22 protein-coding genes and 1 pseudogene are annotated in these 23622 nt (G+C 69.3%); 16 read left to right on the forward strand and 7 right to left on the reverse strand.

The window, feature by feature from the left end; all coding sequences use genetic code 11:
* Positions 1-3: 3 nt before the first annotated feature.
* The 11 genes from OG562_RS12780 to OG562_RS12830 all read left to right on the forward strand — a co-directional run bounded on the left by OG562_RS12780 (position 4) and on the right by OG562_RS12830 (position 12011).
* Positions 4-915, forward strand: coding sequence for an ATP-binding cassette domain-containing protein (locus OG562_RS12780; RefSeq protein WP_266396750.1), 912 nt, complete (start codon positions 4-6; stop codon positions 913-915).
* A 116-nt stretch (positions 916-1031) separates the two neighbouring features.
* Entirely contained in the window at positions 1032-2009 is a 978-nt protein-coding gene (gene iolC, locus OG562_RS12785; RefSeq protein ID WP_232028882.1) for a 5-dehydro-2-deoxygluconokinase, read from the forward strand.
* Between the two features lie 4 nt (positions 2010-2013).
* Positions 2014-2886, forward strand: a complete 873-nt coding sequence (locus OG562_RS12790; protein ID WP_266396754.1) for an aldolase — start codon at positions 2014-2016, stop codon at positions 2884-2886.
* Positions 2883-3791, forward strand: a complete 909-nt coding sequence (gene iolB / locus OG562_RS12795; RefSeq protein WP_266396756.1) for a 5-deoxy-glucuronate isomerase — start codon at positions 2883-2885, stop codon at positions 3789-3791. The genes OG562_RS12790 and iolB overlap by 4 nt, the downstream gene beginning before the upstream one ends.
* On the forward strand, positions 3791-5674 hold the full coding sequence (gene iolD, locus OG562_RS12800) for a 3D-(3,5/4)-trihydroxycyclohexane-1,2-dione acylhydrolase (decyclizing) (RefSeq protein ID WP_266396758.1): 1884 nt from the start codon (positions 3791-3793) through the stop codon (positions 5672-5674). The genes iolB and iolD overlap by 1 nt, the downstream gene beginning before the upstream one ends.
* A 29-nt stretch (positions 5675-5703) precedes the next feature.
* Entirely contained in the window at positions 5704-7206 is a 1503-nt protein-coding gene (locus OG562_RS12805) for a CoA-acylating methylmalonate-semialdehyde dehydrogenase (protein ID WP_266396760.1), read from the forward strand.
* A 30-nt stretch (positions 7207-7236) separates the two neighbouring features.
* Complete coding sequence (locus tag OG562_RS12810) at positions 7237-8220, forward strand: TIM barrel protein (RefSeq protein ID WP_266396761.1); 984 nt, start codon at positions 7237-7239, stop codon at positions 8218-8220.
* A gap of 226 nt (positions 8221-8446) precedes the next feature.
* Complete coding sequence (locus OG562_RS12815; RefSeq protein ID WP_266396763.1) at positions 8447-9229, forward strand: TIM barrel protein; 783 nt, start codon at positions 8447-8449, stop codon at positions 9227-9229.
* A gap of 96 nt (positions 9230-9325) precedes the next feature.
* A complete protein-coding gene (locus tag OG562_RS12820) occupies positions 9326-10369 on the forward strand; it encodes a Gfo/Idh/MocA family oxidoreductase (protein ID WP_266396764.1) in 1044 nt (347 codons plus the stop codon).
* 173 nt (positions 10370-10542) lie between these two features.
* Positions 10543-11583 (forward strand): LacI family DNA-binding transcriptional regulator, encoded by a 1041-nt coding sequence (locus OG562_RS12825; protein ID WP_266396767.1) that lies wholly within the window; start codon positions 10543-10545, stop codon positions 11581-11583.
* Positions 11584-11642: 59 nt separating this feature from the next.
* A complete protein-coding gene (locus OG562_RS12830) occupies positions 11643-12011 on the forward strand; it encodes a helix-turn-helix transcriptional regulator (protein WP_266396769.1) in 369 nt (122 codons plus the stop codon).
* 182 nt (positions 12012-12193) lie between these two features.
* Here the strand turns inward: OG562_RS12830 and OG562_RS12835 are convergent.
* Together OG562_RS12835 and OG562_RS12840 are read right to left on the reverse strand one after the other, a co-directional pair.
* Positions 12194-13053, reverse strand: a pseudogene (locus OG562_RS12835) (IS5 family transposase).
* 1067 nt (positions 13054-14120) lie between these two features.
* A complete protein-coding gene (locus tag OG562_RS12840) occupies positions 14121-14699 on the reverse strand; it encodes a TetR/AcrR family transcriptional regulator (RefSeq protein ID WP_266396770.1) in 579 nt (192 codons plus the stop codon).
* 235 nt (positions 14700-14934) lie between these two features.
* Here OG562_RS12840 and OG562_RS12845 point away from each other — a divergent pair, with 235 nt between their 5' ends.
* The 5 genes from OG562_RS12845 to OG562_RS12865 all read left to right on the forward strand — a co-directional run bounded on the left by OG562_RS12845 (position 14935) and on the right by OG562_RS12865 (position 19144).
* Entirely contained in the window at positions 14935-15804 is an 870-nt protein-coding gene (locus OG562_RS12845) for an alpha/beta fold hydrolase (protein ID WP_266396772.1), read from the forward strand.
* Positions 15804-15944 carry an alpha/beta fold hydrolase gene (locus tag OG562_RS12850; RefSeq protein WP_266396773.1) on the forward strand — a complete coding sequence of 47 codons (141 nt, stop codon included), beginning with the start codon at positions 15804-15806 and terminating at the stop codon, positions 15942-15944. Before OG562_RS12845 ends, OG562_RS12850 begins: the two co-directional genes overlap by 1 nt.
* Before the next feature lie 571 nt (positions 15945-16515).
* On the forward strand, positions 16516-17334 hold the full coding sequence (locus tag OG562_RS12855) for an oxidoreductase (RefSeq protein ID WP_266396774.1): 819 nt from the start codon (positions 16516-16518) through the stop codon (positions 17332-17334).
* A gap of 50 nt (positions 17335-17384) precedes the next feature.
* A complete protein-coding gene (locus tag OG562_RS12860; protein WP_266396776.1) occupies positions 17385-18236 on the forward strand; it encodes an alpha/beta fold hydrolase in 852 nt (283 codons plus the stop codon).
* Positions 18237-18355: 119 nt separating this feature from the next.
* Positions 18356-19144 (forward strand): low temperature requirement protein A, encoded by a 789-nt coding sequence (locus OG562_RS12865; RefSeq protein ID WP_266396778.1) that lies wholly within the window; start codon positions 18356-18358, stop codon positions 19142-19144.
* Positions 19145-19277: 133 nt separating this feature from the next.
* Here the strand turns inward: OG562_RS12865 and OG562_RS12870 are convergent, their stop codons facing one another.
* The 5 genes from OG562_RS12870 to OG562_RS12890 form a co-directional block, all read right to left on the reverse strand.
* A complete protein-coding gene (locus OG562_RS12870; RefSeq protein ID WP_266396780.1) occupies positions 19278-19397 on the reverse strand; it encodes a hypothetical protein in 120 nt (39 codons plus the stop codon).
* A gap of 409 nt (positions 19398-19806) precedes the next feature.
* A complete protein-coding gene (locus OG562_RS12875; protein ID WP_266396782.1) occupies positions 19807-20487 on the reverse strand; it encodes a hypothetical protein in 681 nt (226 codons plus the stop codon).
* The gene (locus OG562_RS12880; RefSeq protein ID WP_266396784.1) at positions 20484-21008 is read right to left on the reverse strand and encodes a SigE family RNA polymerase sigma factor; all 525 of its coding nucleotides are present in this window, start codon (positions 21006-21008) and stop codon (positions 20484-20486) included. The genes OG562_RS12875 and OG562_RS12880 overlap by 4 nt, the downstream gene beginning before the upstream one ends.
* Before the next feature lie 101 nt (positions 21009-21109).
* Positions 21110-23086 carry a Xaa-Pro dipeptidyl-peptidase gene (locus OG562_RS12885; protein ID WP_266396786.1) on the reverse strand — a complete coding sequence of 659 codons (1977 nt, stop codon included), beginning with the start codon at positions 23084-23086 and terminating at the stop codon, positions 21110-21112.
* On the reverse strand, positions 23067-23507 hold the full coding sequence (locus OG562_RS12890; protein ID WP_266409872.1) for a hypothetical protein: 441 nt from the start codon (positions 23505-23507) through the stop codon (positions 23067-23069). Before OG562_RS12890 ends, OG562_RS12885 begins: the two co-directional genes overlap by 20 nt.
* Between the last annotated feature and the right edge of the window lie 115 nt (positions 23508-23622).

A 23622-nucleotide genomic window follows, 5' to 3' on the forward strand; every position in this document is an offset into this window, starting at 1 on the left:
CGAATGACAACCAACGAAACCGGCACCCACGGCGCTGTCCTCGCGGACAGGGCCCCCGAGAAGGACTCCCCGGTCGTCGAACTGCGCAACGCGGGCAAGGCGTACGGCAACATCCGTGCCCTGCACGGCGTGAGCCTGACGGTGCATCCCGGCCAGGTCACCTGCGTGCTAGGCGACAACGGCGCCGGCAAGTCCACCCTCATCAAGATCATCTCCGGGCTGCACCAGCACACCGAGGGCGAGTTCCTCGTCGACAACACCCCGGTGCGCTTCTCCACCCCGCGCGACGCGCTCGACAAGGGCATCGCCACCGTCTACCAGGACCTGGCGACGGTCCCGCTGATGCCGGTGTGGCGCAACTTCTTCCTCGGCTCCGAGATGACCAAGGGCCCCTGGCCCGTGCGCCGCCTCGACATCGAGAAGATGAAGAAGACCGCGGACGAAGAGCTGCGCAACATGGGCATCATCCTGGACAACCTGGAGCAGCCCATCGGCACCCTGTCGGGCGGCCAGCGCCAGTGCGTGGCGATCGCCCGCGCCGTCTACTTCGGCGCCCGCGTGCTGATCCTGGACGAGCCCACCGCCGCCCTCGGAGTCAAGCAGTCCGGCGTCGTGCTGAAGTACATCGCCGCCGCCCGCGACCGCGGCCTGGGCGTCATCTTCATCACCCACAACCCGCACCACGCCTACATGGTGGGCGACCACTTCAGCGTGCTGCGCCTGGGCACCATGGAACTCTCCGCCGAGCGCAGCCAGATCACGCTCGAGGAGCTGACCAACCACATGGCCGGCGGCACCGAACTCGCCGCACTCAAGCACGAGTTGTCCCAGGTCCGCGGCGTCGACGTCGAGGAACTCCCCGAAGAGGCCGACCTCACCGCACCCGTAGCAGTCACCAAGGAAGCCGCCTCCTGATAACCGTGGCGGCCGGCCCCGCCCACACGTCTCCGCCACCGACGGGCGCAACCAACTGAGACGCCAAGTCCACCTCTCCACCCCCGGAGTCTCCGGAGCGAAGGGAAATCAGTGTTATGCCGTTCGAAGTGCTGACCATTGGCCGCGTGGGAGTGGATGTTTATCCACTTCAGACCGGCGTGGGGCTGGCGGAGGTCACCTCGTTCGGCAAGTATCTCGGGGGTAGCCCGACCAATGTGGCGGTGGCCGCGACCCGGTACGGGCACTCCTCGGCTGTGATCACAAAGACGGGCAGGGACCCGTTCGGGGACTTCGTCCGGCAGGCACTGGAGAGCTACGGCGTCGACAGCCGGTTCGTCGGTACGTCGGACATCGCACCGACGCCGGTGACCTTCTGCGAGATCTTCCCACCGGATGACTTCCCGCTGTACTTCTACCGGCTCCCAAAGGCCCCCGACCTGGACATCACCGCTGGTGAGCTGGACCTGGGGGCAGTACGGGACGCGGCGGTCCTCTGGGTGACAGGTACCGGGCTCAGCGAGGAGCCGAGCCGCTCGGCCACGCTGGCCGCCCTCGCTCACCGGGCCAAGGCGGGGACGACGGTCTTCGACCTGGACTGGCGGCCGATGTTTTGGGCCGACCCGAACCAGGCGCGTGGGTTCTACGCGCAGGCCCTGCGGCACACGACGGTTGCTGTGGGCAACCTCGACGAGTGCGAGGTGGCCACCGGCGAGCGTGAGCCGTATGCGGCGGCGAAGGCGCTACTGGCCGCCGGAGTGGAGCTGGCCATAGTCAAGCAGGGCCCCAAGGGAGTCCTGGCCATGGACCGGGACGGTTCTACCGCCGAGATCCCGCCGGTTCCGGTGGAGGTCGTCAACGGGCTCGGCGCCGGAGACGCCTTCGGCGGCGCGCTGTGCCACGGCCTGCTGTCGGGCTGGGACACCCGCCGCACCGTGATCTTCGCCAACGCCGCCGGCGCCATTGTCGCGAGCCGACTTTCCTGCTCCGACGCGATGCCGACCGAGGCCGAGGTCGACGCCAAGCTCGGCGAGGCGGCCGGAACATCCACCAACGACTCCCAGCAAGAGGTGTGACGACGTGCTGTCCGAGAATGTGAGCCGGATCGTGAACGCCCGGGTGGGCGACCCCGGCGCCGTCGCGGCCGCCGCTGCGCGCCGGGTGAAGGCTCCCTCCCTGCTCGGCGAGCACGGCAAGGCGATGATCATCGCCGCCGACCACCCTGCCCGCGGCGCCAACGGCGTCGGCGGGGACCCGAATGCGATGGCGGACCGGTTCGAACTGCTGGAGCGCCTGTGCATCGCGATGGAACGGCCCGGCGTGACCGGTGTCCTGGGAACCGCGGACATCCTCGAGGACCTGCTGCTGCTCGGCGTGCTGGACGGTAAGAGCGTCTTCGGCTCCATGAACCGGGCGGGCCTGGCCGGGTCGGTGTTCGAGATCGATGACCGGTTCACCGGCTACGACGCCGCCACGATCGCCGCGATGGGCTTCGACGGCGGCAAGATGCTCACCCGCATCGCGCTGGGCGACCCCGCCACACCGGCCGTCCTGGAGAACAGTGCCCGAGCGATCGATGAGCTGAATGACCGTCAGCTCATCGCGATGGTCGAGCCGTTCCTGTCCGCCTGGCAGGACGGGAAGATCCGCAACGATCTGTCCACCGATGCCGTCGTCAAGTCCGTCACCATCGCCTCGGGGCTCGGCCGGCGTACCGCCTACACCTGGCTCAAGCTTCCGGTGGTGGAGGACATGGGACGGGTGCTGGCCTCTTCCACCCTCCCGGCGCTGCTGCTGGGCGGCGAGGTCAAGGACGCGGACGCGGCCTTCGCCTCATGGGGCAAGGCGTTGCAGCAGCCGACCGCGCAGGGGCTCGTCGTGGGCCGGTCTCTGCTCTACCCCTCGAACGGTGACGTCGCCGGTGCGGTGGACAAGGCGGTGAGCCTGCTGTGAGTAAGTACCACCTGCCGACGGGGACTTCTTCCGATGGCCCCTATGACCTCCTGGTCACGCCGGAGTCGGCGGGCTGGGGATACTCCGGCCTGAGGATCCTGACCCTCAAGCCGGGCGAGGCACACGCCGTGTCCACCGGCGACTCCGAGTTCCTGGTCCTGCCGCTGACGGGCTCCTGCACCGTCACCACGGACGGCAGCGTCTTCGAACTCACCGGTCGGACAGGCGTGTTCGCCTCGGTCACCGACTTCGCCTACCTCCCCCGCGAGTCGGAGGCCCTGATCAGCAGTGCGGCCGGCGGCCGGTTCGCACTGCCCAGCGCCCGTACCGGGCGGAGCTCACTCTCCGCCCGGTACGGGTCCAAGGAGAACGTGCCCGTGGAGCTGCGCGGTGCCGGGGCCTGCTCAAGGCAGGTGAACAACTACTGCCTGCCGGGCACCTTCGAGGCCGAGCAGCTGCTGGTCTGCGAGGTCCTCACACCCGGCGGCAACTGGTCGTCGTATCCGCCGCACAAGCACGACCAGGCCCGGCCCGGCCAGGAGTCGGAGCTGGAGGAGATCTATTACTTCGAGGTCTCCGGCGGCGAGAACGGCTTCGGCTACCTGGGGGTGCCCCCGCGCGAGCGAAGCCGAGCGTGGGGGAGGGTGTACGGGACCGCCGAGCGGCCGATCGACGTGCTGGCCGAGGCGCGTTCCGGGGACGCGGTGCTGATCCCGCACGGCTGGCACGGGCCGTCCATCGCCGCGCCCGGCTACGACCTGTACTACCTCAACGTCATGGCCGGCCCTGGCCCAGACCGTGCCTGGCTGATCTGCGACGACCCCGCCCATGGCTGGGTGCGTTCGACCTGGGACGCCCGGGACATCGATGACCGGCTGCCGTTCGCGGCCGAGGAGAACCACTGATGAACACGATCAGACTGACCACCGCTCAGGCCCTGGTGCGTTTCCTGGCGAACCAGTACAGCGAGCGCGACGGCCAGGAGCAGCGCCTCATCCCCGGGGTGTGGGGCATCTTCGGGCACGGCAACGTGGCCGGCATCGGCCAGGCGCTGCTGCAGGCGGCCACGACCGGCGAGGCCGACCTGCCCTACTACCTCGCCCGCAACGAGCAGGGCATGGTCCACGCCTCAGTGGCCTACGCCAAGATGCGCGACCGGCTGGCCACCTTCGCCTGCACCGCCTCCACCGGCCCCGGCTCCACCAACATGATCACCGGCGCGGCGCTGGCCACCACGAACCGGCTGCCGGTCCTGCTGCTGCCCTCTGACATGTTCGCCACCCGCGCCGCCGACCCGGTGCTGCAACAGCTGGAGGACACCCGCGGCGGGGACGTCACCGTCAACGACGCCTTCCGCGCCGTATCCAAGTACTTCGACCGCATCTCGCGGCCCGAGCAGCTCATCCCGGCCGCCCTTGCGGCCATGCGGGTGCTGACCGACCCGGTCGAGACAGGTGCCGTCACCCTCGCGTTGCCGCAGGACGTGCAGGCCGAGGCGTACGACTGGCCGGTGTCGTTCTTCCGGCGGCGGGTGTGGCACGTGGGCCGCCCGGTGCCGGAAGCGGCCGCCGTCGAGCGGGCCGCCCGTCTGCTGCGCAATGCCCGCAAGCCGCTGATCGTGGCGGGTGGCGGCACCGTCTACTCCGGCGCGGAGACCGCGCTGCGGGCGTTCGCCGAAGCCACCGGGATCCCGGTCGCCGACACCCACGCCGGCAAGGGCGCGGTGCCGTGGGACCACCCGTACGCGGTCGGCGGCATCGGCTCCACGGGAGCGTATGCGGCCAACGAGCTGGCGAGGGACGCCGACGTGGTGCTCGGTATCGGCACCCGGTACTCCGACTTCACCACCGCCAGCCACACCGTGTTCGGCAACCCCGACGTCACCTTCGTCAACCTCAACGTCGCCCGCCTGGACGCCGTCAAGCACTCCGCCGAGCCGCTGGTCGCGGACGCCCGCCTCGGCATTGAGGCACTGGCAGGGGCGCTCGCCGACTGGGAGGTCGAGGCTTCCTACCGCGCCCGCACGCGTGAACTCATCGGCCGTACCCGGGAGATCGAGGAGGAGTGCTTCGCCCCCGAGCGCAACACCGGCCCGCTCCCTGCGCAGACCCAGATCCTCGGCGCGCTCAACGACGTCCTGGACGACCGGGCCGTGGTCATCAACGCCGCCGGGTCCATGCCCGGTGACCTCCAGCAGCTGTGGCGGGCCCGCGATCCCAAGGCCTACCACGTCGAGTACGCCTACTCCTGCATGGGCTACGAGGTCGCCGCCGGCGTCGGCGCCAAGATGGCCGACCCGTCGCGTGAGGTCGTCGTCCTGGTCGGTGACGGCTCGTATCTGATGATGGCTCAGGAGATCGTCACGATGGTCTCCGAAGGCCTGAAGGTCATCATCGTGCTCGTCCAGAACCACGGCTTCGCCTCCATCGGCGCCCTGTCCGAGTCGCTGGGCTCACAGCGGTTCGGCACCAAGTACCGCTATCGGGACGGCGATTCGGGCCAGCTCGACGGCGACGTCCTGCCCGTCGACCTGGCCGCCAACGCCTCCTCGCTCGGCGCCGACGTCCTGCACGCCACCACCGTCGGCGAGTTCCGTTCGGCGATGGAGAAGGCCAAGGCCGCCACCCGCACCACCGTCGTGCACGTCGAGACCGATCTCTACGGCCCCAACCCGCCCGGCCACGGCTGGTGGGACGTCCCGGTCAGCGAAGTCTCCGCCCTGGAGAGCACCCGCACCGCACACGAGACGTACTCCGCGAACAAGCGCGCCCAGCGGCACTACCTGTAACTCCCGTACCCGCAAAGGAAACCCGCACCGTGACCACCATCCAGCACTGGATCAACGGCGCTCCCGTCCAGGGCACCGCCACCGCCACCCAGCCGGTCTTCAATCCGGCCACCGGCGCCGAGCAGGCCCGGGTCGTCCTCGGCGGCGCAGCCGACGTGGACGCCGCCGTCCAGGCTGCCTCTGCCGCCTTCGAGACCTGGTCGGAATCGTCGCTCACCCAGCGCACGCAGGTGATGTTCGCCTTCCGCCAGCTGCTCCTCGAGCACGAGGAGGAGCTGGGCCGGATCATCTCCGCCGAGCACGGCAAGACCGTCGACGACGCCCGCGGCGAGATCACCCGGGGCCGCGAGGTCGTCGAGTTCGCCTGCGGCCTCGGCGACATCCTCAAGGGCTCCTTCTCCGACCAGGTCTCGCGTGGCGTGGATGTGCACAACTTCCGCCAGCCCCTCGGCGTCGTCGCCGGCATCACCCCGTTCAACTTCCCCGCGATGGTGCCGCTGTGGATGCACCCCATGGCCATCGCCACCGGCAACACCTTCATCCTGAAGCCGAGTGAGCGCGACCCGTCGGCCGCGAACTTCGTCGCCGAGCTGTACAAGAAGGCCGGCCTGCCCGACGGTGTCTTCAACGTGGTGCACGGTGGCAAGGACGCGGTCGACGCGATCCTCACCCACCCCGGCATCGAGGCCGTCTCCTTCGTCGGGTCGACTCCGATCGCCAAGTACGTGCACGAACAGGCCACCGCGCACGGCAAGCGCGTCCAGGCCCTCGGCGGCGCCAAGAACCACGCCGTCGTCCTGCCCGACGCCGACCTCGAATTCGCCGCCAACCACATCACCGCCGGCGCCTACGGCTCCGCCGGCGAGCGCTGCATGGCCGTCTCCGTCGCCGTCGCCGTCGGCGACGCCGCCGACGGACTCGTGCAGGTGCTGGAGCGCAAGGCCCGCGAGGTGAAGGTCGGCCCCGGTGACCAGCCCGGCACCGAGGTGGGGCCGCTGGTCACCAAGGCCGCCCAGGAGCGCGTCGAGAACGCGGTCGGCGTCGCCGCCACGCAGGGCGCCACCGTCGTCGTCGACGGCCGCGGTCTCAAGCTCGACGACCCCGCCTACGCCGAGGGCTTCTTCACCGGCCCCTCCCTCCTGGACCACGTCACCACCGAGATGGCGGCGTACAAGGAGGAACTCTTCGGCCCGGTGCTGGCGATCCTCCGAGTCGAGACCCTGGACGAGGCGATCAACGTCATCAACGCCAACCCCTACGGCAACGGCACCGCCCTGTTCACCGCCTCCGGTGAAGCCGCCCGCCGCTTCCAGCGCCACATCAAGGTAGGCATGATCGGCATCAACGTGCCGGTGCCCGTGCCGATGTCCTACTACTCCTTCGGCGGCTGGAAGGACTCCCTCATCGGCGACTCCCCCATCCACGGCCCCGAAGGCATCCGCTTCTACACCCGCCCCAAGGTCGTCACCACTCGCTGGCCCCAGCCCAAGCAGCAGGTCAGCGCGGGCTTCAACTTCCCCACCTCCAACTGAGTTTCTGTGCCGCTCTCCGAAGGACACACCATGGCAACGGCGCCACCTCCCTTCCGCACCACTGCGGGCAACCTCTGCCTGGGCTCGGCCCCCGACTCGTGGGGCGTCTGGTTCCCCGAGGACGAGCACCAGGTGCCGTACACCCGCTTCCTCGACGAACTCGCCCAGGCCGGCTACGAGTGGCTGGAGCTCGGCCCCTACGGCTACCTCCCCACCGACCCGCAGCGCCTCAAGGACGAACTCGACGCCCGCGGCCTGCAGGTCTCCGGCGGCACCGTCTTCGGTGCGCTGCACCGCCCCGACGCCTGGGACGACATGCTCGCCCACGTCCGGCAGATCGCCGGCCTGACCGCCGCCGCCGACGCCCACCACCTCGTCTTCATCCCGCCCATGTACCGGGACGAGAAGACGGGCGCGTTCACCGAGTCGCCCGAGCTGACCGCCGAACAGTGGGCGGGCTTCGGCAGGGCCGCCGACCGGCTCGGCAAGCTGCTGCTCGACGAGTACGACGTACGCCTCGTCATCCATCCGCACGCCGACAGCCACATCCAGACCCAGCCCGAGATCGAACGGCTGCTGAACGAGTCCGACCCCCGCTACACCAACCTCTGCCTGGACACCGGCCACGTCGCCTACGGCGGCGGCGACAACCTCGACCTCATCCGCCGCTTCGGCGAACGCGTCGGCTACGTCCACATCAAGCAGATGGACCCCGCCGTCCTGGCCCAGGTCGCCGCCGAAAACCTCTCCTTCGGCGAGGCCGTCAAGCGCGGGGTGTGCGTCTCCCCGCCCGCCGGCGTGCCCAACCCCGCCGACATCGTCACCGCACTCGCCACCCTCGACGCCGAGTTGTTCGTCATCGTCGAACAAGACCTCTACCCCTGCGCACCCGAGGTACCGCTGCCCATCGCCGTCAGCACGCGCGAGCACCTGGCCACCTGTGGCCTGACCGGCACCCGACGCCCGAGGCTGACGCTCCCTGCCGACGAGCAGCCGAGCAGAGCCCCCAAGTAACCAAGCCACCGGCTCGCGCGGTGGCCGGCGCATGGAGACCCCCGGCGCAGTTGACGCGCCGTGGCGGGCTTCTATGCGGTACTCACGGCTTCCGCGCGAGACTTCTAGAACGTTACAGGCTTCATGGCCACCGGACACTTGACAGCGGCTCATGGTGACTGGCGTACTGGTCAGAGTATATAGAACGTTCTAGTTCCCGGATCGTCCGGAGATGAGGAGAACCACGATGTACGCACTGGCGGTCTGTGCGGAGATGGTCTTCCGCGACCTTCCGATCGAGGAGCGGGCGCGGCGTATCCACGAGGCCGGCTTCCAGGTCGAGATCTGGGACTGGACGAACCACGATCTCGATGCCCTCGCCCGCTCGTCCGCCGAGATCGTCTCGATGACGGGGTACGTGAGCGGCAGCCTCACCGATGACGACGGCGCCGCCGAACTGTTGCGCACGGCCGAGGAGTCACTCAAGGCGGCCGAGCACCTGGGCTGCACTCGCCTGAACCTCCACGGAACCGGTCTGGACGGCCAGGGGCTGCCCGTGGTGCCGGTACCCGGGGAGCCCACCGGCGCGATGTGGATGGCCGCGCACCGCACACTCACCCGGATCGCCGAGCTCGGCGAGAACGCCGGGGTCACCTTCACCCTGGAGAATCTCAACACCGCCGTCGATCACCCCGGGGTGCCCTTCGCGAAGGCTGCCGACACCCTGACGCTGGTTGCCGCCGTGAACCGACCCGGTCTGCGCATGAACCTGGACCTGTACCACGCCCAGATCGGCGAGGGGAATCTGATCGAGCTGGTGCGCCGCGCCCACGGCGCGGGACTCATCGGTGAGATCCAGGTGGCGGACGTGCCGGGCCGCTGCGAACCCGGCACGGGAGAGATCAACTACCCGGCCATCGCCCGCACCCTGGCAGACATCGGCTACGACGGCACCGTCGCCATGGAGGCATGGGCCTCCAGCGACAGCGAGGCCGCTCTGGAACGCTTCCGGGCCGCCTTCACCGTCTGACAGGAGCGGCCGCGGGACATCTGCCCCGCCCTCGCGTCCGCGCACCACGGCAGCCGCCACCACCGAAGCCACGACGTAGATCACGGAGTATGTGCCATGACCTCCCCCCAGTCCCTCGCGGTCGGCCTCATCGGCGCCGGACGCATGGGCTCCTTCCACGCCGAGACCCTGGCCCGCCGCCTCCCCGGTGTACGGCTGGCCGCCATTGCCGATCCCGCACCCGGGGCCGCGAAGGCTCTGGCCGATCGTCTCGGCTGCCCCAAGATGTACACGGAGATCGGTGACCTGCTCGACGACCCCGAGATCGAGGCGGTCGTGATCGTCACGCCCGCCCGCACCCACGCCGGACTCATCGAGGCCGCAGCACGCGCCGGCAAGTCGGTCTTCTGCGAGAAGCCGATGGCCATCACCCTCGACGAAGCCGACCGCGCCATCACCGCCGCACATGAGGCGGGCGTGGCGCTCCAGGTGGGCTTCAACCGCCGCTTCGACGTCGGCTTCCGCGCCGCCCACGAGAAGATCACCGCCGGTGACATCGGTACCCCGCAGCTGCTGCGTTCCCTCACCCGGGACCCCAAACTGCACGACCCGTCGCGCATCCCGCCATGGACGATCTTCCTGGAGACGCTCATCCACGACTTCGACGTCCTGCGCTACCTCAACCCCGGCTCAGAGCCCGTCGAGGTCTTCGCCATGGCCGACGCCCTGATCCGGCCCGACTTCAAGGACCACGGACTGCTCGACACGGCCGTGGTGACGATCCGCTTCGACAACGGCGCCATCGCCACGGCGGAGGCCAACTTCCAGGCGGTGTACGGCTATGACGTCCGCGGTGAGGTCAAGGGCTCGACCGGCATGCTCACCCTGGGTGACCTGCGCAGCAGCCACCTCACGTCCTACGGTGCGGCTGGCGCTGCCGCCGAGTGCGTCAGCTACGACCAGGATCTCTTCCACGCGGCCTACGTTGCCGAACTGGCCGAGTTCACTGACAGCGTCCGGGACAAGCGTGCTCCGTCGGTGACCGGCGAGGACGCTCGGGCCGCGCTGGGCATCGCCCTCGCCGCGATCGGTTCGATCGCCACAGGCGGTGCGGTCAGCGTGGGTGACGTCAGGGAGAGCCCGGTGACAGTGCGGCCGTAGCACCGAGCACACGCACACCGCCTCGGCGGCGCCTTCTCCAGCTCAAGCGGCCGCCGCCAGGGTCGTACCTCTCACGTCACCGTGCCGTTGCCGAGCCCCCTCCTGAAGCAACGCCCAAATGGAACGTTCTACAATCGGTCCCCAGCAGACGAGACCGACCAGGAGAGGACAGGATGCCTGCGACCCCGGCAGTCCCGGACGGGAAGCGGCCGACGCTCGCCGACCTGGCGACGCGGGCAGGTGTGTCCACCGCGCTGGCCTCCATCGTGATGCGCGGGGCGAAGGGGGCCAGCGCCGCCACCCGCGAGCGTGTCCTGGAGGCCGCGCGGGAGATCGGCTACCGCCCGGACGCCCGGGCGAGACTGCTGCGCAGCCACCGCTCCCACCTGCTCGGCGTGCAGTTCGGCCTCCAGCATCCGTTCCACGCCGACCTGGTGGAGGGCATCTACGCCACCGCCGAACCAGCCGGATACCAGATCGCGCTGAGCGCCGTGACCGCCGGACGGGGTGAGCAGCGTGCCGTCGAGACCCTGCTCGACGACCGCTGCGAGGCGCTGATCCTGCTAGGCCCACAGGCCCCCGCCTCACGGCTGACGGAGCTCGCCGGGCAATTGCCGGTCGTCTCTGTGGCCCGCCACCTGCGGCCATCCGTCCCCGGCCTGGAGGTCGTACGGACCGCCGACGACAAGGGCGCCCGCCAGGCGGTCGACCACCTCGTGGCGCTGGGCCACCGCGCCATCGCCCACATCGACGGCGGCAAGGCACCCGGCGCAGCCGACCGGCGACGCGGCTACCGCACCGCCATGGGCCGCCACGGTCTCACCGAGCACATCCGCGTCGTGCCCGGGGGCCTCACCGAGGCAGAGGGCGCCGAGGCCGCCCAGGTTCTCGCCGCTTCCCACCCGCGCCCCACTGCGGTCCTCGCCTTCAACGACCGCTGCGCGACCGGTGTCCTCGATGTCTTCCTCCGCAGCGGCGTTCCCGTCCCCGGCGCCATCTCCGTCGTCGGCTTCGACGACAGCCATCTGGCCCGCCTGGCCCATATCGACCTCACCACCGTCGGGCAGGACATCCCCCGCCTCGCCCACCTCGCCGTGGACCGGGCCATCGCGCGCCTGGACGGTCGCGACACCGGTACCGGGGAACAGGTGGTCGCTCCACACCTCGTGGTCCGGGGGACGACGGCCCCGCCCTCTACCGCACCGGCCACCTGAGCGTCGTCTGGGCCAACCTCGCACCGCACACAGTCCCACGCGCCTCCAATACCTGAGGAATGGGGCACAACGGCGAACTCGGCGACTTTCTCCGCTCCCGTCGCGCCCTCCTCACCCCAGACACCGCCGGACTGCCTCCGGGCGCGGGGCGCGCCGGGTGCCCAAGCCGTGAGGAGGTCGCGCCCCTGGCGGGTGTCACCACCGACTACACCCGCCTGGAGCAGGGCCGCCACCCGCACCTCTCCGAAGCCGTCCTGGCCTCCGCCCCCCACGCCCTGCGTCTCGACGACGAACGCGGCTACCTCTTCGCCCTCACCCGCCCCGCGTCCCACCGCCCCGTAGCGCCGGCGCACGCCCCGAGCGGAGCGGACCCGGTCCGCGGCCCGCCAGAGGCTGGAGTTCACCGCGCTTCGAGACATTCCCGGTGACCAGGTGCGTGCTCGGCGAACGCGGCACGGAGCAAGAGGTGCCCGACACAGTCGTCACTCCTTTTGCTAGGTTTGCCGAGGCGTGACAAAACGGCCTGCCGGACATGTCCACTGTCACCTCGCAGGCACTCCCCACGTCGCCTTCCGGCTGGCCCAGTCGCACCTAGGGACTTTCGTTTGGATCACCGTGCGGACCAAAGAAAGATGCCTGCGATGTGGAGTCCGGCCAGGTAGATGGTGGCTGTCTTCTCGTAGCGAGTGGCGATGCCGCGCCACTGCTTGGGGCGGTTGATGCACCGCTCGACAGTGTTGCGGTTCTTGTAGGTCTCGCGGTCGAAGGCGGGCGGCCTGCCGCTCCGGCTGCCCCGTCGAAGGCGGTGTGCCTGCTGATCGGCCGGGACAGGGATGACCGCACGAATTCCGCGCTTGCGCAGGTGCTTGCGGATGGCACGGGAGGAGTACGCCTTGTCGGCCAGGACGACGTCGGGGGTGGTGCGAGGCCGACCACGCTGCCGGGGCACTCGCAGGCGGGCCATGACCTGCTCGAAGGCAGGCGCGTCACCGGCCTGCCCTGCGGTCAGGACGAACGCCAGAGGCCGGCAGCGGCCGTCGGCCACCAGGTGGATCTTCGTGGTCAGTCCGCCGCGGGACCGGCCGATGGCGTGATCGTCCGGTTCGCCGAGCGGGGCCCCCTTTTGCGAGCCCCGGCCGCGTGCTGGTGAGCGCGCACGATGGTGGAGTCCACCGAGACGACCCAGTTGAGGTCTTCGTCGGCGTCGGCCTGAGCCATCAGCGCGGTGAACACTCGCTCCCAGGTGCCGTCGACTGCCCACATTCGCAGCCGGTTGTAGATGCCTCGCCAGTTGCCGTATTTCTCCGGCAGGTGGGCCCATTGGGTTCCGGTCTGGAACTTGAAGGCGATCGCGTCGATCACCGCACGGTGGTCACGCCACCGACCACCCCGCCTCGGCGTTCGGTCCGGGAGCAACGGCTCGATCCGCGCCCACTGCGCGTCAGTCAACGGCACACCCGGACCAACGATCAGATGATCCAAACGAAACGGCCTAGCTGACCTGGATCGACCTCGCCCCCCTCGCGATCATCGAGCGACGAGTCGGCGCGCGTCGCGCCGAGCACGACGGCAGGCTCGGCGGCGCCCCAGCCCAGCCCGTCCGTCTTCAGGACAGCACACGGGAGGTCGAGTGCCCCTCGGGGGCCGTTTTCTGTTGGGGCCGTTTCCTTGGCTCCTTAGGACCCTAGCCAGGCGTACTCCGCGCAGAGCTGCAGCCGCAGACGGTCGCCACATGAAACGCCCTGAGCCACGCGCAAACGACTCGCCGGAGCGGAACACATCCGAGGCATTCCCCGGTGCCTCCGGCCTCAGGATGGCCTCAACACATCGCCCTGTCGCAGCAGAGCAGACCAAAACCCGTCTCACTGGCCGCACATCCGCACGCGTCCATGCAGGTCAGAAGAGGTACCAGTCGACGCAGTCGAACCCGGCGCCAAACTCGCGAGCAGCGGATTCAGTCCGTTGAGCGAAAGTTGACGTTCCGACACCTCACGAGGAACGTTTCCGCAGGTCAGGGCGCTACTGAGGTGGGGCGGGTGGGACTCGAACCCACGGCCGACGGATTATGAGTCCCTTTGGGGATCTTGGCGGTCCTTGCATTTCTAAGCCGATCCGTGGCGTTCTTGCAGGTCAGACGGGGTGACCTGTGTCGACAACCCTTGGCCTTTGTCAGTCTGTTCCTGTCCTTGCGTCCCCAATGCGTCCCCAACTCCGTCGCACGGCAAAAATGGCACGGGGCCAACATGCGATCGCGCCAGCTCGGAGGGGGATTTCGACCCTGCCCGCAGCGGATTCCCCTTCCATCGCACAGCAGCTCCCACCCAGCCTCGGGACGGACCTCCAGCGGCCGTGGCCGCAGGTGGCCCTGCCGTACGCAGGGGCCCAAACCTTGCGATGCGGGGAGCAGGGCCGAGGTGCTCCCACATTGCGTCCGCGTGGCCGTCAAGGCCGAGCAGTGCCACCAGGCGTGAGTGGCGCTGACATGTTTGGCGACGGCAGCCGATCGGTGGCTCCGGCGCCTGCCGAGCAGTTGCGGCTCAGCCGCGTGGTCCTGCGCCGTGCAGGAGGGTGTCGATGACGAGCGTGGCCAGTGCGTCCGGGTCCTGCGCGGCAGGGTCCTGCTCCGCGCCGGGCCTGTTGATGGCTTCGCTGAGGAGGGCGTAGTACACCTGCCGCGTCCACTCCAGGTCTGCGTCCGGGGCGAGTAGCCCCTCGCGCTGCGCCCGGTTCATGAGATCGACGGTGTGGGTGTTGATCTCGCCCCAGAGGGCGGCTGCGGCGGGTGTGTGAGCGGTGGCGTGACCGAGGGTGAAGCGCCAGGTGTTCTTGACCCGTAGGACGTTCGCCGTCACTCGGTGCAGCGCCACGAGTGCGGGAGCGGCGTCCGGCCGGGCTTCCTCAATGGCGTCGATGAGCTGCTGCTTGGCGGAGACGGCGAGCGCCTCCAGGAGGGCCTGCCGGTTCGCGAAGCGGCGGTGAACGGTGATCCTGGTCAGTCCCGCCGCCTCGGCGACCTGTTCCATGGAGGCGCCGGCGTCCTGGGCGAAGACCTGCTCGGCCGCCTCCAGAATCGCGCGCACACTGCGCTCGGCATCTGCCCGCAGTGCTCGGCCCATGTCTGTCTCCTGTCTGGTTCGCTACCCGGTCCCCTGTAGAGGATACAGGAACGCTACGGGTATCTCATTAATTGATTCTCTGATGTTTCAACTCTGGCTATAGTTGATACCTTAGTGACACTGTTAAGGGATCGCGCCGCACCGACGGAGCGGGCATCTGCGCGACCGTCGCTCACGACCGGTATCCCGTCTCCCCTGCCGGAGGAGACATCCGAGCCCGACTCAAGGAATTGGCGTGCCCACAACGAAGCTACGCACCCGTGTCTCCCGACGCACCGCAGTCGCGCTGGCCACCATGTCGGTCGTCGCCGCCGTCGCCGGCGCCGCGCCGAGTGTGGCGAGCGCAGTGAGCGACAGCTCCAGCGTCACCCGTCACGCGGTCGTACAGACGCAGAGCCCCCAGAGCGCCGCCACCGCCCCCAACCTGCGCGTCAAGGCCGCCAACGGCGTCACCTACCAGTACCGGCGCTTCGGCAACCCCAGCGCCGGCAGCGTGCCCCTGATCTTCCTCCAGCACTACCGCGGCACCCTCGACAACTGGGACCCCAAGCTCATCGACACCATCGCCGCCAAGCGCGAGGTCATCCTCGTGGACAACGTCGGCGTCGGCGGCTCAACCGGCACCACACCCAGCACCATCCAGCAGATGAGCCTGGACGCCATCGACTTCATCGACGCCCTCAAGCTGCCCCGCTACGACGTGTTCGGCTTCTCCCTCGGCGGCCAGGTGGCTCAGGAGGTCGCCCTGCGGCGCCCCTGGCAGGTCCGTCGCGTCGTCCTGGCCGGCACCGGCCCGCAGGGCGGGATCGACCAGAGGGCGTCCGACCCCAAGGTGCTGGGGAGCGTGTTGGCGGACAACCCCGGCCCTGCCGACTTCCTCTTCCTGTTCTTCAAGAACACCGCATCCAGCCAGGCCGCCGGAACTGAGTTCCTGCAGCGCCTCGGCCAGCGCACCACTGACCACGACGCGCCCGCGAGCCTCCAGACCCGCGACGCGCAGCTCACCGCGATGTCGGAGTGGGGCATCCCGGACAAGTCCAAGCTGGTGCGGCTCAACGCCCTCTCCAGCCCACGCTGGTCGCAGACGGGGACAGTGACATCCTGATGCCCCCCAAGAACTCCCACCTGTTGGCCAAGTACCTCCCCAACGCCCAGCTCAGCATCTACCCGAACGCCGGCCACGGGTTCCTCTTCCAGTACGCCGCCAAGTTCGGCGCCGAGGTGAACACCTTCCTCGACCACTGACAACCCATCAATCCATCACCGCGAGACGGTCACCGACACCGCACACGGTGACGGCCGATCAACACACCTGCCCCGCCGGAGCCCCCTCCGGCGGGGCAGAGCCACGCAGAGACCCCCCGGCGCCCTCACAGCCCTCCGCGTCACGACTGCGCACCCCAGACCATTCGCTCACATCTGCGCCGCCATCGAAGCATGGGCCCAATGGGCGACTGAGGCGCCCCCGCGGCCGGCGGCGCGTGCCGGCCGCGAAAGGGTCGGTGCGTCGTCCCGGCCGTCATGGCGACGGCCTGCGTGTCCGCCCGGCCCAACACGTCGTTGCAGCTCAGCCCGCCGTCCGCGGGTCTGCTTCATGGAGCCGGCGGCACCTTGGAACGACCCCTGCCCGGCAGCGTCAGCCCATCCGTTGACCCTCCGTAGAGGATACGTTGACGCTACGGATAACCGATTAATTGATGCTCTACTGTTGCCGCTACAGGTAAATCTGATACATTGGTGAAACCGATTGAGGGGACGCCGGAAGCGATCCCCTACACGGCAAGACACACGCGATCCCCTGAGTCAGGAGTCCGAAATGGCAACGACGACACGACCGGTAGCCCTCATCACGGGTGCGTCCTCCGGCATCGGAAAGGCAGCCGCGCTCGCGCTGGCCGCGGCGGGCTACGACGTGGTGGGCACCAGCCGCAACACCGTGCACGTCACCCCTGTGAAGGGCGTGACCTTCCTCGACCTGGACGTGACCAGCGACGATTCGGTGACCGTTGCGGTCGGCGAGGTGATCGACCGGTTCGGGCGGATCGACGTCCTGGTCAACAACGCGGGTATCGGCTCGGCGGGCGCCGCCGAGGAGAGCTCCGCCGCGCAGGCGCAGGGCCTCTTCGACATCAACGTCTTCGGCGTCATCCGCATGACGAACGCCGTCCTGCCGCACATGCGCGCCCAGCGCAGCGGACGGATCATCAACATCTCGTCCATCGTCGGGTTCATCCCGCAGCCCTACATGGCGGTCTACGCCGCCTCCAAGCACGCCGTCGAGGGCTACTCGGAGTCCGTCGACCACGAGGTACGCGAGTACGGCGTACGGTCCTTGCTCGTCGAACCCGCCTGGACCAACACCGCGATCGAGGCGGCCACCGTGCGGCCCGACCAGCCCCTGGACGTCTACGCCAAGCGGCGGCTCGCCTTCGAGGAGTACATGGCCGGCGCGGTCAAGGGCGGCGACGACCCCGCCGTCGTCGCCAAGGAGATCGTCGCGGCGGCCACCGACGCCAAGCCCAAGCTGCGCTACACCGCCGGCGCCATGACCGGACGCGTCCGCACCATGCGCCGCATGGTCCCCTCCCGCATGTTCGACCAGCAGTTGCGCAAGCTCAACCACCTGCCCGCCTGACGACTCCCAGAAGACCTCCACGACACATCGACAGGAAAGCGAACCCCGCCATGAGCACATACATTGCAGACGCGGCCGAGGACCTCACCGTGGAAGGTCCGTCCGCGACGTTCACCTACCGGCGCATCGGCCCGCGGGGCGGTGTCCCGCTGGTCCTGCTGAACCGGGTCCGGGGGACCCTCGACTGGTGGGACCCGGAGTTCCTGGACCACCTCGCCGCCAGCCATGACGTGATCGTGTTCGACAACGTCGGCACCGGCTACACCACCGGCGCCCCGCGCGACTCGGTCGAGGGGATGGCCGACGGCACCGTCGAGTTCATCGAGGCCCTCGGGCTGCCGCAGGTGGACCTGCTCGGCTGGACTCTGGGCGGCACCACCGCCCAGCACATCGCCCGCCTTCGGCCCGACCTGGTGCGCAAGCTGGTCGTGGCGGCCGCCAATCCCGGCGGCACGGTGCCCGGCGCTCCCGATCCGGACCCGAAGGTGCGGGCCACCATGACCAAGCCCGAGACCACCGGGGACGACCTGGTGTTCCTGTTCTTCCCCGAGACGGACACCGGCCGCGCCGCCGGGTACGAACACCTCGCCAGGGTGGCCACCCGGCTGGCCACCGGACGCCCCGACGTGTCCGAGGCCGCGGCCAGGGGCCAGATCGCCGCGATCCAGAAGGACGCGTCGATCCCCTTCGAACAGGTGCGCGCGGACCTGGCAACCATCCGGCAGCCCGTTCTGTACGCCACCGGCATCAAGGACGCGATGATCCCCGCCCTGGCGTCCTACACCGCCGTCCAGTACGTCCCCGACGCCACCCTCGTCGCCTACAGCGACGCCGGGCACGCCTTCCTCTTCCAGCACGCCAAGGACTTCGCCCGTCAGGTGAGCGCCTTCCTCGCCGACTGACCGTTCACACGGACACCGGCCCCACAGGAGGCACGACAAAGTCGGGACGCCTCCCGCACCGAGGAGAGTCATCGTGCAGCTGACCAGCGACCCGGCGCGCCGGGGTCACGCCGCTGAAGTTGTTCTTCGACCTGGTCTACGTCTTCGCGATCGGCCAGCTCTCGCACCGGCTCCTCGTGCACCCCACCTGGACCGGCGCAGCCCCGGCGCTCGTGCTCTACCTCGCCGTCTACGCGGCGTGGGCGTACACCACCTGGGCGGTCACCCTCGTCCCGGCCGAGAACCCGCGGACCAGGCGGATGCTGCTGGGGGTCATGCTCGCGGGGCTGTTCATGAACGCCGCGATCCCACGAGCCTTCGGCGACGCCGGCACCGCGGTCGAACGAATCATCGGACATACCGGGCCGTTTTCTGTTCGGGCAGTTTCCGCCCAACGCACACCAGCCCCTCAAGCCCCTCTACCGAGCGATCGGGCTCCTCGAAGGTGCGGCCGAACTCGGTCAGCGGTCCCGTACGGAAGCTACGTGTTGGGGACGCAGGGTTTCGGTGGTGTCTGCTGGCCACCGTCCGCGGGCCCTCTGTCCGGCCGCCCGGGACGTTTCCGCAGGTCAAAGGCCTGCTCAGGTGGGGCGGGTGGGACTCGAACCCACGGCCGACGGATTATGAGTCCTTTGAGGATCTCGGCGGCCCTTGCCGATCAATGTTCATTTTTGACGTTTTCCCAGGTCAGACGCGCTGATCCGTGTCAGCCCTGTGTGGTGTTTGTCGATGTGTTCCTGTCCTTGTGGCCCCTCAATGGCCCCTGGAGGTCGATGAGTTGGACGCCGACCACAGCAGCAGCCTCGTCCACCCAGTTCAGCCGAGGGGATAGAACCCTCGCACAGCGGATTCCCTTACCGACGAGATGATGCTCCACCCCTTGTCCCGGGGTGGAGCATCATCCCTGACGTCAAGAAGCGAGTTTGTCCACGGGACTGCGCATAGACCTGGGTCGCGGCGTGTCGATCGGATCAGCCGAGGACGTAGGCCTCATCACCGAAGTCAGCGACAATCTTCAACTTGCCGCCGAGCGCCTTGACGTAGGCGGCGAGGGCGTCGACCCTCGCTGCGCTCCAGTTGCCCCTTCTCGATGCGCGAGACGCGAACCTGGGTGACGCCCATGGCTTCTGCAACCTGGACCTGTGTGGTGCTGCCGCTTCCGCAACTCGGCAAGACGGTGCAGACGGTGCAGACGGTGCAGACGGTGCAGACGGTGCAGACGGTGCAGACGGGAGGCTAGGACCATCGGCTGCGCCCCCTTCTGGATCTGATCCTTTTCAGCGTCGGTGAAGGCTAAACCCTCAGCCAGGTCTCCCCAGGAGACGCGGCTCGCGCCGGTCATCCGCAGATGTCCACAGGAGAGGGTCGAGTACCCATCGGGGCTGTTTCCTCTTCGGGGGTTTCCTTGCCTCTCAGCCATCGCCGGGACGCTCTCCACAGCAATAGTCCTCCACAGCACAGACGACAGCCGACGTCTCCCTACGTGCACCCGCCGTGCCGTTGTCTGCACTGCCACCGCTGCTGGCCGCACTCAGTTCCTGCTCGCGCCCACCGCGGTGGCGGACGTCCGGGTGAGGATCTCGCTCGCCTGGTCGATCACCGCCCGCGAGGCGTCGTTCAGGCAGGCGTAGCCGCCCCGTGTCTCTCCCCCGTCGTCGGCCCGCGGCCGGACGGCGACCAGTTGCCGGTTCCCTCCCGCCCGTTCGCACCAGTCGTCGACCGGGTACACCTGACGCACCGTCACGCGTGCGTCGGTGTCATCGCTTCGGACGTAGAACACCAGCACCGCGCCCATGCTGAGAGGGGTCAACGGGGACCGGGAAACCGGACTGAACGAAACGATGGCACGGGCCCCTGAACGGGCGCCCGCCGGCAGGACGACCTGCCACCCCCGACTCGGCTCCCGGGACAGACCGGCCCGCGGGATATCGGTGAACCCGGGCGGCGCCCAGGATGCCGGCGGTGCTGCCGCAGTTTGCTCCGGAGGCGGGGAGGAGGGCCAGGTCTGCACCACCACGCCGACCGCCGCGACGACGACTGCAGCGGTGGCGCCCGCCAGCCAGATACGACGACGGCGCCGGTACGCCGTCACCCGCTGCCGGATCTCCTGGACCCGCCGGGGATTCGAGCCTGCCGGAGTGGCCCGGGCCAGCATCAGACGCAGCAGTTCCTCTTCCGGCCCCTGTGCCGTCTCTTCTTCCGGACGCGTCACGGCTGTTCACCGACTTCCAGGAGATGTGACGGCGTGAGCTGGTGGCGCAGGAGCCGAAGTGCTTTGGCGGCCTGGCTCTTGACCGTGCCGGGACGGCAGCCCAGCACCTGGGCGGTCTCCTCCACACTCAGGTCCTCGAAGTAGCGCAGTACCACCACCGCCCGCTGCCGTGGCGGCAGTTGACGGATCACGGAGGCCAGCGACTGCTCCAGATCGATGTCGGCGAAGACGTCCCGGGCCGGGGAGACCTCCGGGAGGTCCCGCGTGGGTGTCTCGCCCCGCCAGCGCCGTCGCCACCAGGTCGCGTAGGTGTTGACCAGCGCCCGGCGCGTGTACGCCTCCGGGTTGTCCCCCGCAATGCGCGACCACTTGGGCCACACCCGGGCCAGAACCGTCTGCAAAAGATCCTCCGCCGCGTGCGCTTCGCCCGTCAGGAGCCATGCGGCCCGGTACAAGCGGTCCCCGCGGGTGGCGACGAAGTCCTCGAATCCCGGCTCGCCGTCCGCCGCCGATTGGTTCACTCCGTCGCGCCCCTGCCCTCGTCGTCCCTCCCGTACCCCGTCAACCACACGGCGTGGCCGAACGGTTGCCTGCTCGGGCACAGTGAACTGTCCGGTCGCCATCAACCTAGCGCCGCCGTGAGGGCCTTGGATCCGCCGACAGCCGCTGCCCGCAGGGAGGTGCGGGCCAGGTCGAGGGTGATCGTCGGCCGGTCGGCGGCCCGCTGGGCGAAGCCGCGGTCGGTCCCCGCGATGATCAGGGCGAGTCGGTGTCCTGCCGGGACGACGTGGTCGGTGGCCGCGAGGTCGAGAGTCAGAGTGCAGGGCTTGCCGGGCGCCAGCGCCGCGACCTTGTGGGCGTCGGCACAGGTTCCCAGGGCGGCCCAGCCCCGGCTGAAGACGGTGGAGGTGACGTGCGTGGTGTCGGCCTCCGTCTGCTTGTAGCAGGCGCTGTCCGCGGTGGTGCTCGCGCCCCAGCAGGTCCGGCCGACGAGCGTGGTGATGCCCAGGCCACCGGAGCCGTACTGCCGGATGGTCGCCGGTCCGATGTCGACGAGGACGGCCGACAGGCTGGCGGTGGGCGTCGTCGGGGTGGCGGTGACGGTCAGCTCGGGTGAACCCGTCAGGTGCAGGGCCTTGCCGAGCGGCTGGGTGAGGAAGCCGGCCTTGTCCGGGGTCGAGGTGGCGGCCTGCTCGGCCCAGTCGAGTTCGCTGTGGCCCTGGTCGTCGGTGAATGTCGCGGTCCCCGTGCCGGGTGACGTGCCGAGGGTGCCCACGCCTTCTTTCGCGCCCCTGCCGGGGCTCAGCGTCACGGACGCGGCTGCCCTGGGTGGCCAGACGGTGTCCGTGGTCCAGTGGTCGGGGGTGCGCTCCACGTCAGCCATCGGCGCGCGGTCGATTCCGTTGTCGTAGCCGAGGAGTTCGTGGTCGAACCAGCGGTGCAGCGTGTCCACCCACTGCGCACGACGGTAGTCGAAGGGGTCGACGTGCCCGGTCTGGCTGAGCCAGATCTTCCGGTGCACCCCGGCCTTGGCGAGGGCGTCCCACCACCGGCCGAACTCCTTGGGACGAACGGCGAGGTCCTGCAGACCGTGCACGACGAAGACACTCGCCCTGACCTTGTCCGCGGCGGCCACGTAGTCCCGTTCGCTCCAGATCGGCGACCAGTCACCGGACCGGGCCGCCTGGTCGCCCAGCGGCTTGTTCACGGCGGCGCAGCGGGCGCCGGTGGCGTCGGTCTCGACCGTGCGGATCAGCGTGCTAGGGGTCGGGGCGCTGCCGACCAGTTGGACCCCCTGGGAGAAGTAGGCGTCGTACCAGGAGGAGATGGAGCTGATCGGGACGATCGTCTTCAGCCCGCGTACACCGGTGGCGGCGACGCCGTTGGCGACGGAGCCGTCCCAGCTCTTGCCGATCATGCCGGTGGCGCCATTGGTCCAGGACGCGGCGGCACGCTGGGATCCGGTACGGGTGGTGTAGGCGTGGGCACGTCCGTTCAGCCAGTCGATGACGACCTTGGCGGACTGCACGTCGATACGTCCACCAGCGTCGGTACAGCCGTCGGAGCGGCCGGTGCCGGGGAGGTCGACGGCGACGAAGGCATAGCCTCGGGGCACGAAGTAGTTGTCGTAGAACAGCGGCATCCGGATCAAACGGCCCTTGGCGTCGTACGTCTTCTTCTGGCTCTCGTTTCCGCGGCCGCAGCACGAGTAGTAGGGGCTGGCCTCCATGACGACCGGGATCTTGCGGCCCTTCGCCGCGGGTTCGCCCGGACGCACGATGTCGACGGCGACCCGGTCCTCCTTCCCGTCGCCGTCCGAGTCGAGTCCGGTGCCGACCCAGACGCTCTCCCGCACGGCCTTCTGGTACGAGTACACCGCTTTGCTCTCCCCGGACAGGCCCGGCTCGCCCGTCCCGGACCCGTCCGGCCCGCTCACCGCCGGAGAGGCCGACCCGCCCGTCTCCGCCGTCGACGGACCTCCCAGGAAATGGACGCCGGCCAGCAGCACGGCGGCCACCGTGGCTGCGATCACCGCCACGGTCAGCGGCGCGCGCGGCCCGCGTCGGCGAGGTGACGCATCAGATCGGTGGGAACGCATGGACGCAGCCTTCGGTCGCTCGGCATTCGGACACAGGGCAGACGACTCCGCACGATCGCGGGGCCACCGCCTCCATGCCGTCAACAACCTGGGTACCGTTGGAGGTTGCCCTGTTCCGGAAACGTCTGCCGGCCACCCCTGCTCCAGCCGCGTGCGGTACGGCCGGCCCCGCCTCCCGCGGGCCCGTGCGCGGCAGCGGGGGGCTCGCCGCACTCGCAGCTGTCAGGCCCGCGAAGCCGAACGCCGGGCAGGCGGCGAGGAGCGTGCCGTTTGTGCCGTCGAAGTGCAGGGTGCCGGCGAGGTGGAGCAGGCCATGGGTGCGGCGGCGGTCAGGGACGGACGAAGCGGTCGCGATACCCGTGACGACGGCGGCGAAGCTCGCGCCGGGCACGGCGAGCGTCACGAGAAACAGGAACCTCATGAGTCATCCAACCCGGTGTTCCGCGGAACTCTACGAGCGGCCAACTCGACCGGGCCGACGTCGTCCTGCCCGCGCCGCGCAACCGGCAAATAGGACAACGAATCGGCCCGGAGAC

Origin of the sequence: Streptomyces sp. NBC_01275, from assembly GCF_026340655.1 — a bacterium.
Taxonomy (GTDB): Bacteria; Actinomycetota; Actinomycetes; order Streptomycetales; family Streptomycetaceae; genus Streptomyces.

Excerpts from the sequence above, each read along its gene's own strand:
- OG562_RS12780 (WP_266396750.1), top strand. The coding sequence starts at position 4 with ATGACAACCAACGAAACCGGCACCCACGGCGCTGTCCTCGCGGACAGG.
- iolC (WP_232028882.1), top strand. The coding sequence starts at position 1,032 with ATGCCGTTCGAAGTGCTGACCATTGGCCGCGTGGGAGTGGATGTTTAT.
- iolD (WP_266396758.1), top strand. The coding sequence starts at position 3,791 with ATGAACACGATCAGACTGACCACCGCTCAGGCCCTGGTGCGTTTCCTG.
- OG562_RS12810 (WP_266396761.1), top strand. The coding sequence starts at position 7,237 with ATGGCAACGGCGCCACCTCCCTTCCGCACCACTGCGGGCAACCTCTGC.
- OG562_RS12815 (WP_266396763.1), top strand. The coding sequence starts at position 8,447 with ATGTACGCACTGGCGGTCTGTGCGGAGATGGTCTTCCGCGACCTTCCG.
- OG562_RS12820 (WP_266396764.1), top strand. The coding sequence starts at position 9,326 with ATGACCTCCCCCCAGTCCCTCGCGGTCGGCCTCATCGGCGCCGGACGC.
- OG562_RS12825 (WP_266396767.1), top strand. The coding sequence starts at position 10,543 with ATGCCTGCGACCCCGGCAGTCCCGGACGGGAAGCGGCCGACGCTCGCC.
- OG562_RS12830 (WP_266396769.1), top strand. The coding sequence starts at position 11,643 with ATGGGGCACAACGGCGAACTCGGCGACTTTCTCCGCTCCCGTCGCGCC.
- OG562_RS12840 (WP_266396770.1), bottom strand. The coding sequence starts at position 14,699 with ATGGGCCGAGCACTGCGGGCAGATGCCGAGCGCAGTGTGCGCGCGATT.
- OG562_RS12850 (WP_266396773.1), top strand. The coding sequence starts at position 15,804 with ATGCCCCCCAAGAACTCCCACCTGTTGGCCAAGTACCTCCCCAACGCC.
- OG562_RS12855 (WP_266396774.1), top strand. The coding sequence starts at position 16,516 with ATGGCAACGACGACACGACCGGTAGCCCTCATCACGGGTGCGTCCTCC.
- OG562_RS12860 (WP_266396776.1), top strand. The coding sequence starts at position 17,385 with ATGAGCACATACATTGCAGACGCGGCCGAGGACCTCACCGTGGAAGGT.
- OG562_RS12870 (WP_266396780.1), bottom strand. The coding sequence starts at position 19,397 with ATGGGCGTCACCCAGGTTCGCGTCTCGCGCATCGAGAAGGGGCAACTG.
- OG562_RS12885 (WP_266396786.1), bottom strand. The coding sequence starts at position 23,086 with ATGCGTTCCCACCGATCTGATGCGTCACCTCGCCGACGCGGGCCGCGC.
- OG562_RS12890 (WP_266409872.1), bottom strand. The coding sequence starts at position 23,507 with ATGAGGTTCCTGTTTCTCGTGACGCTCGCCGTGCCCGGCGCGAGCTTC.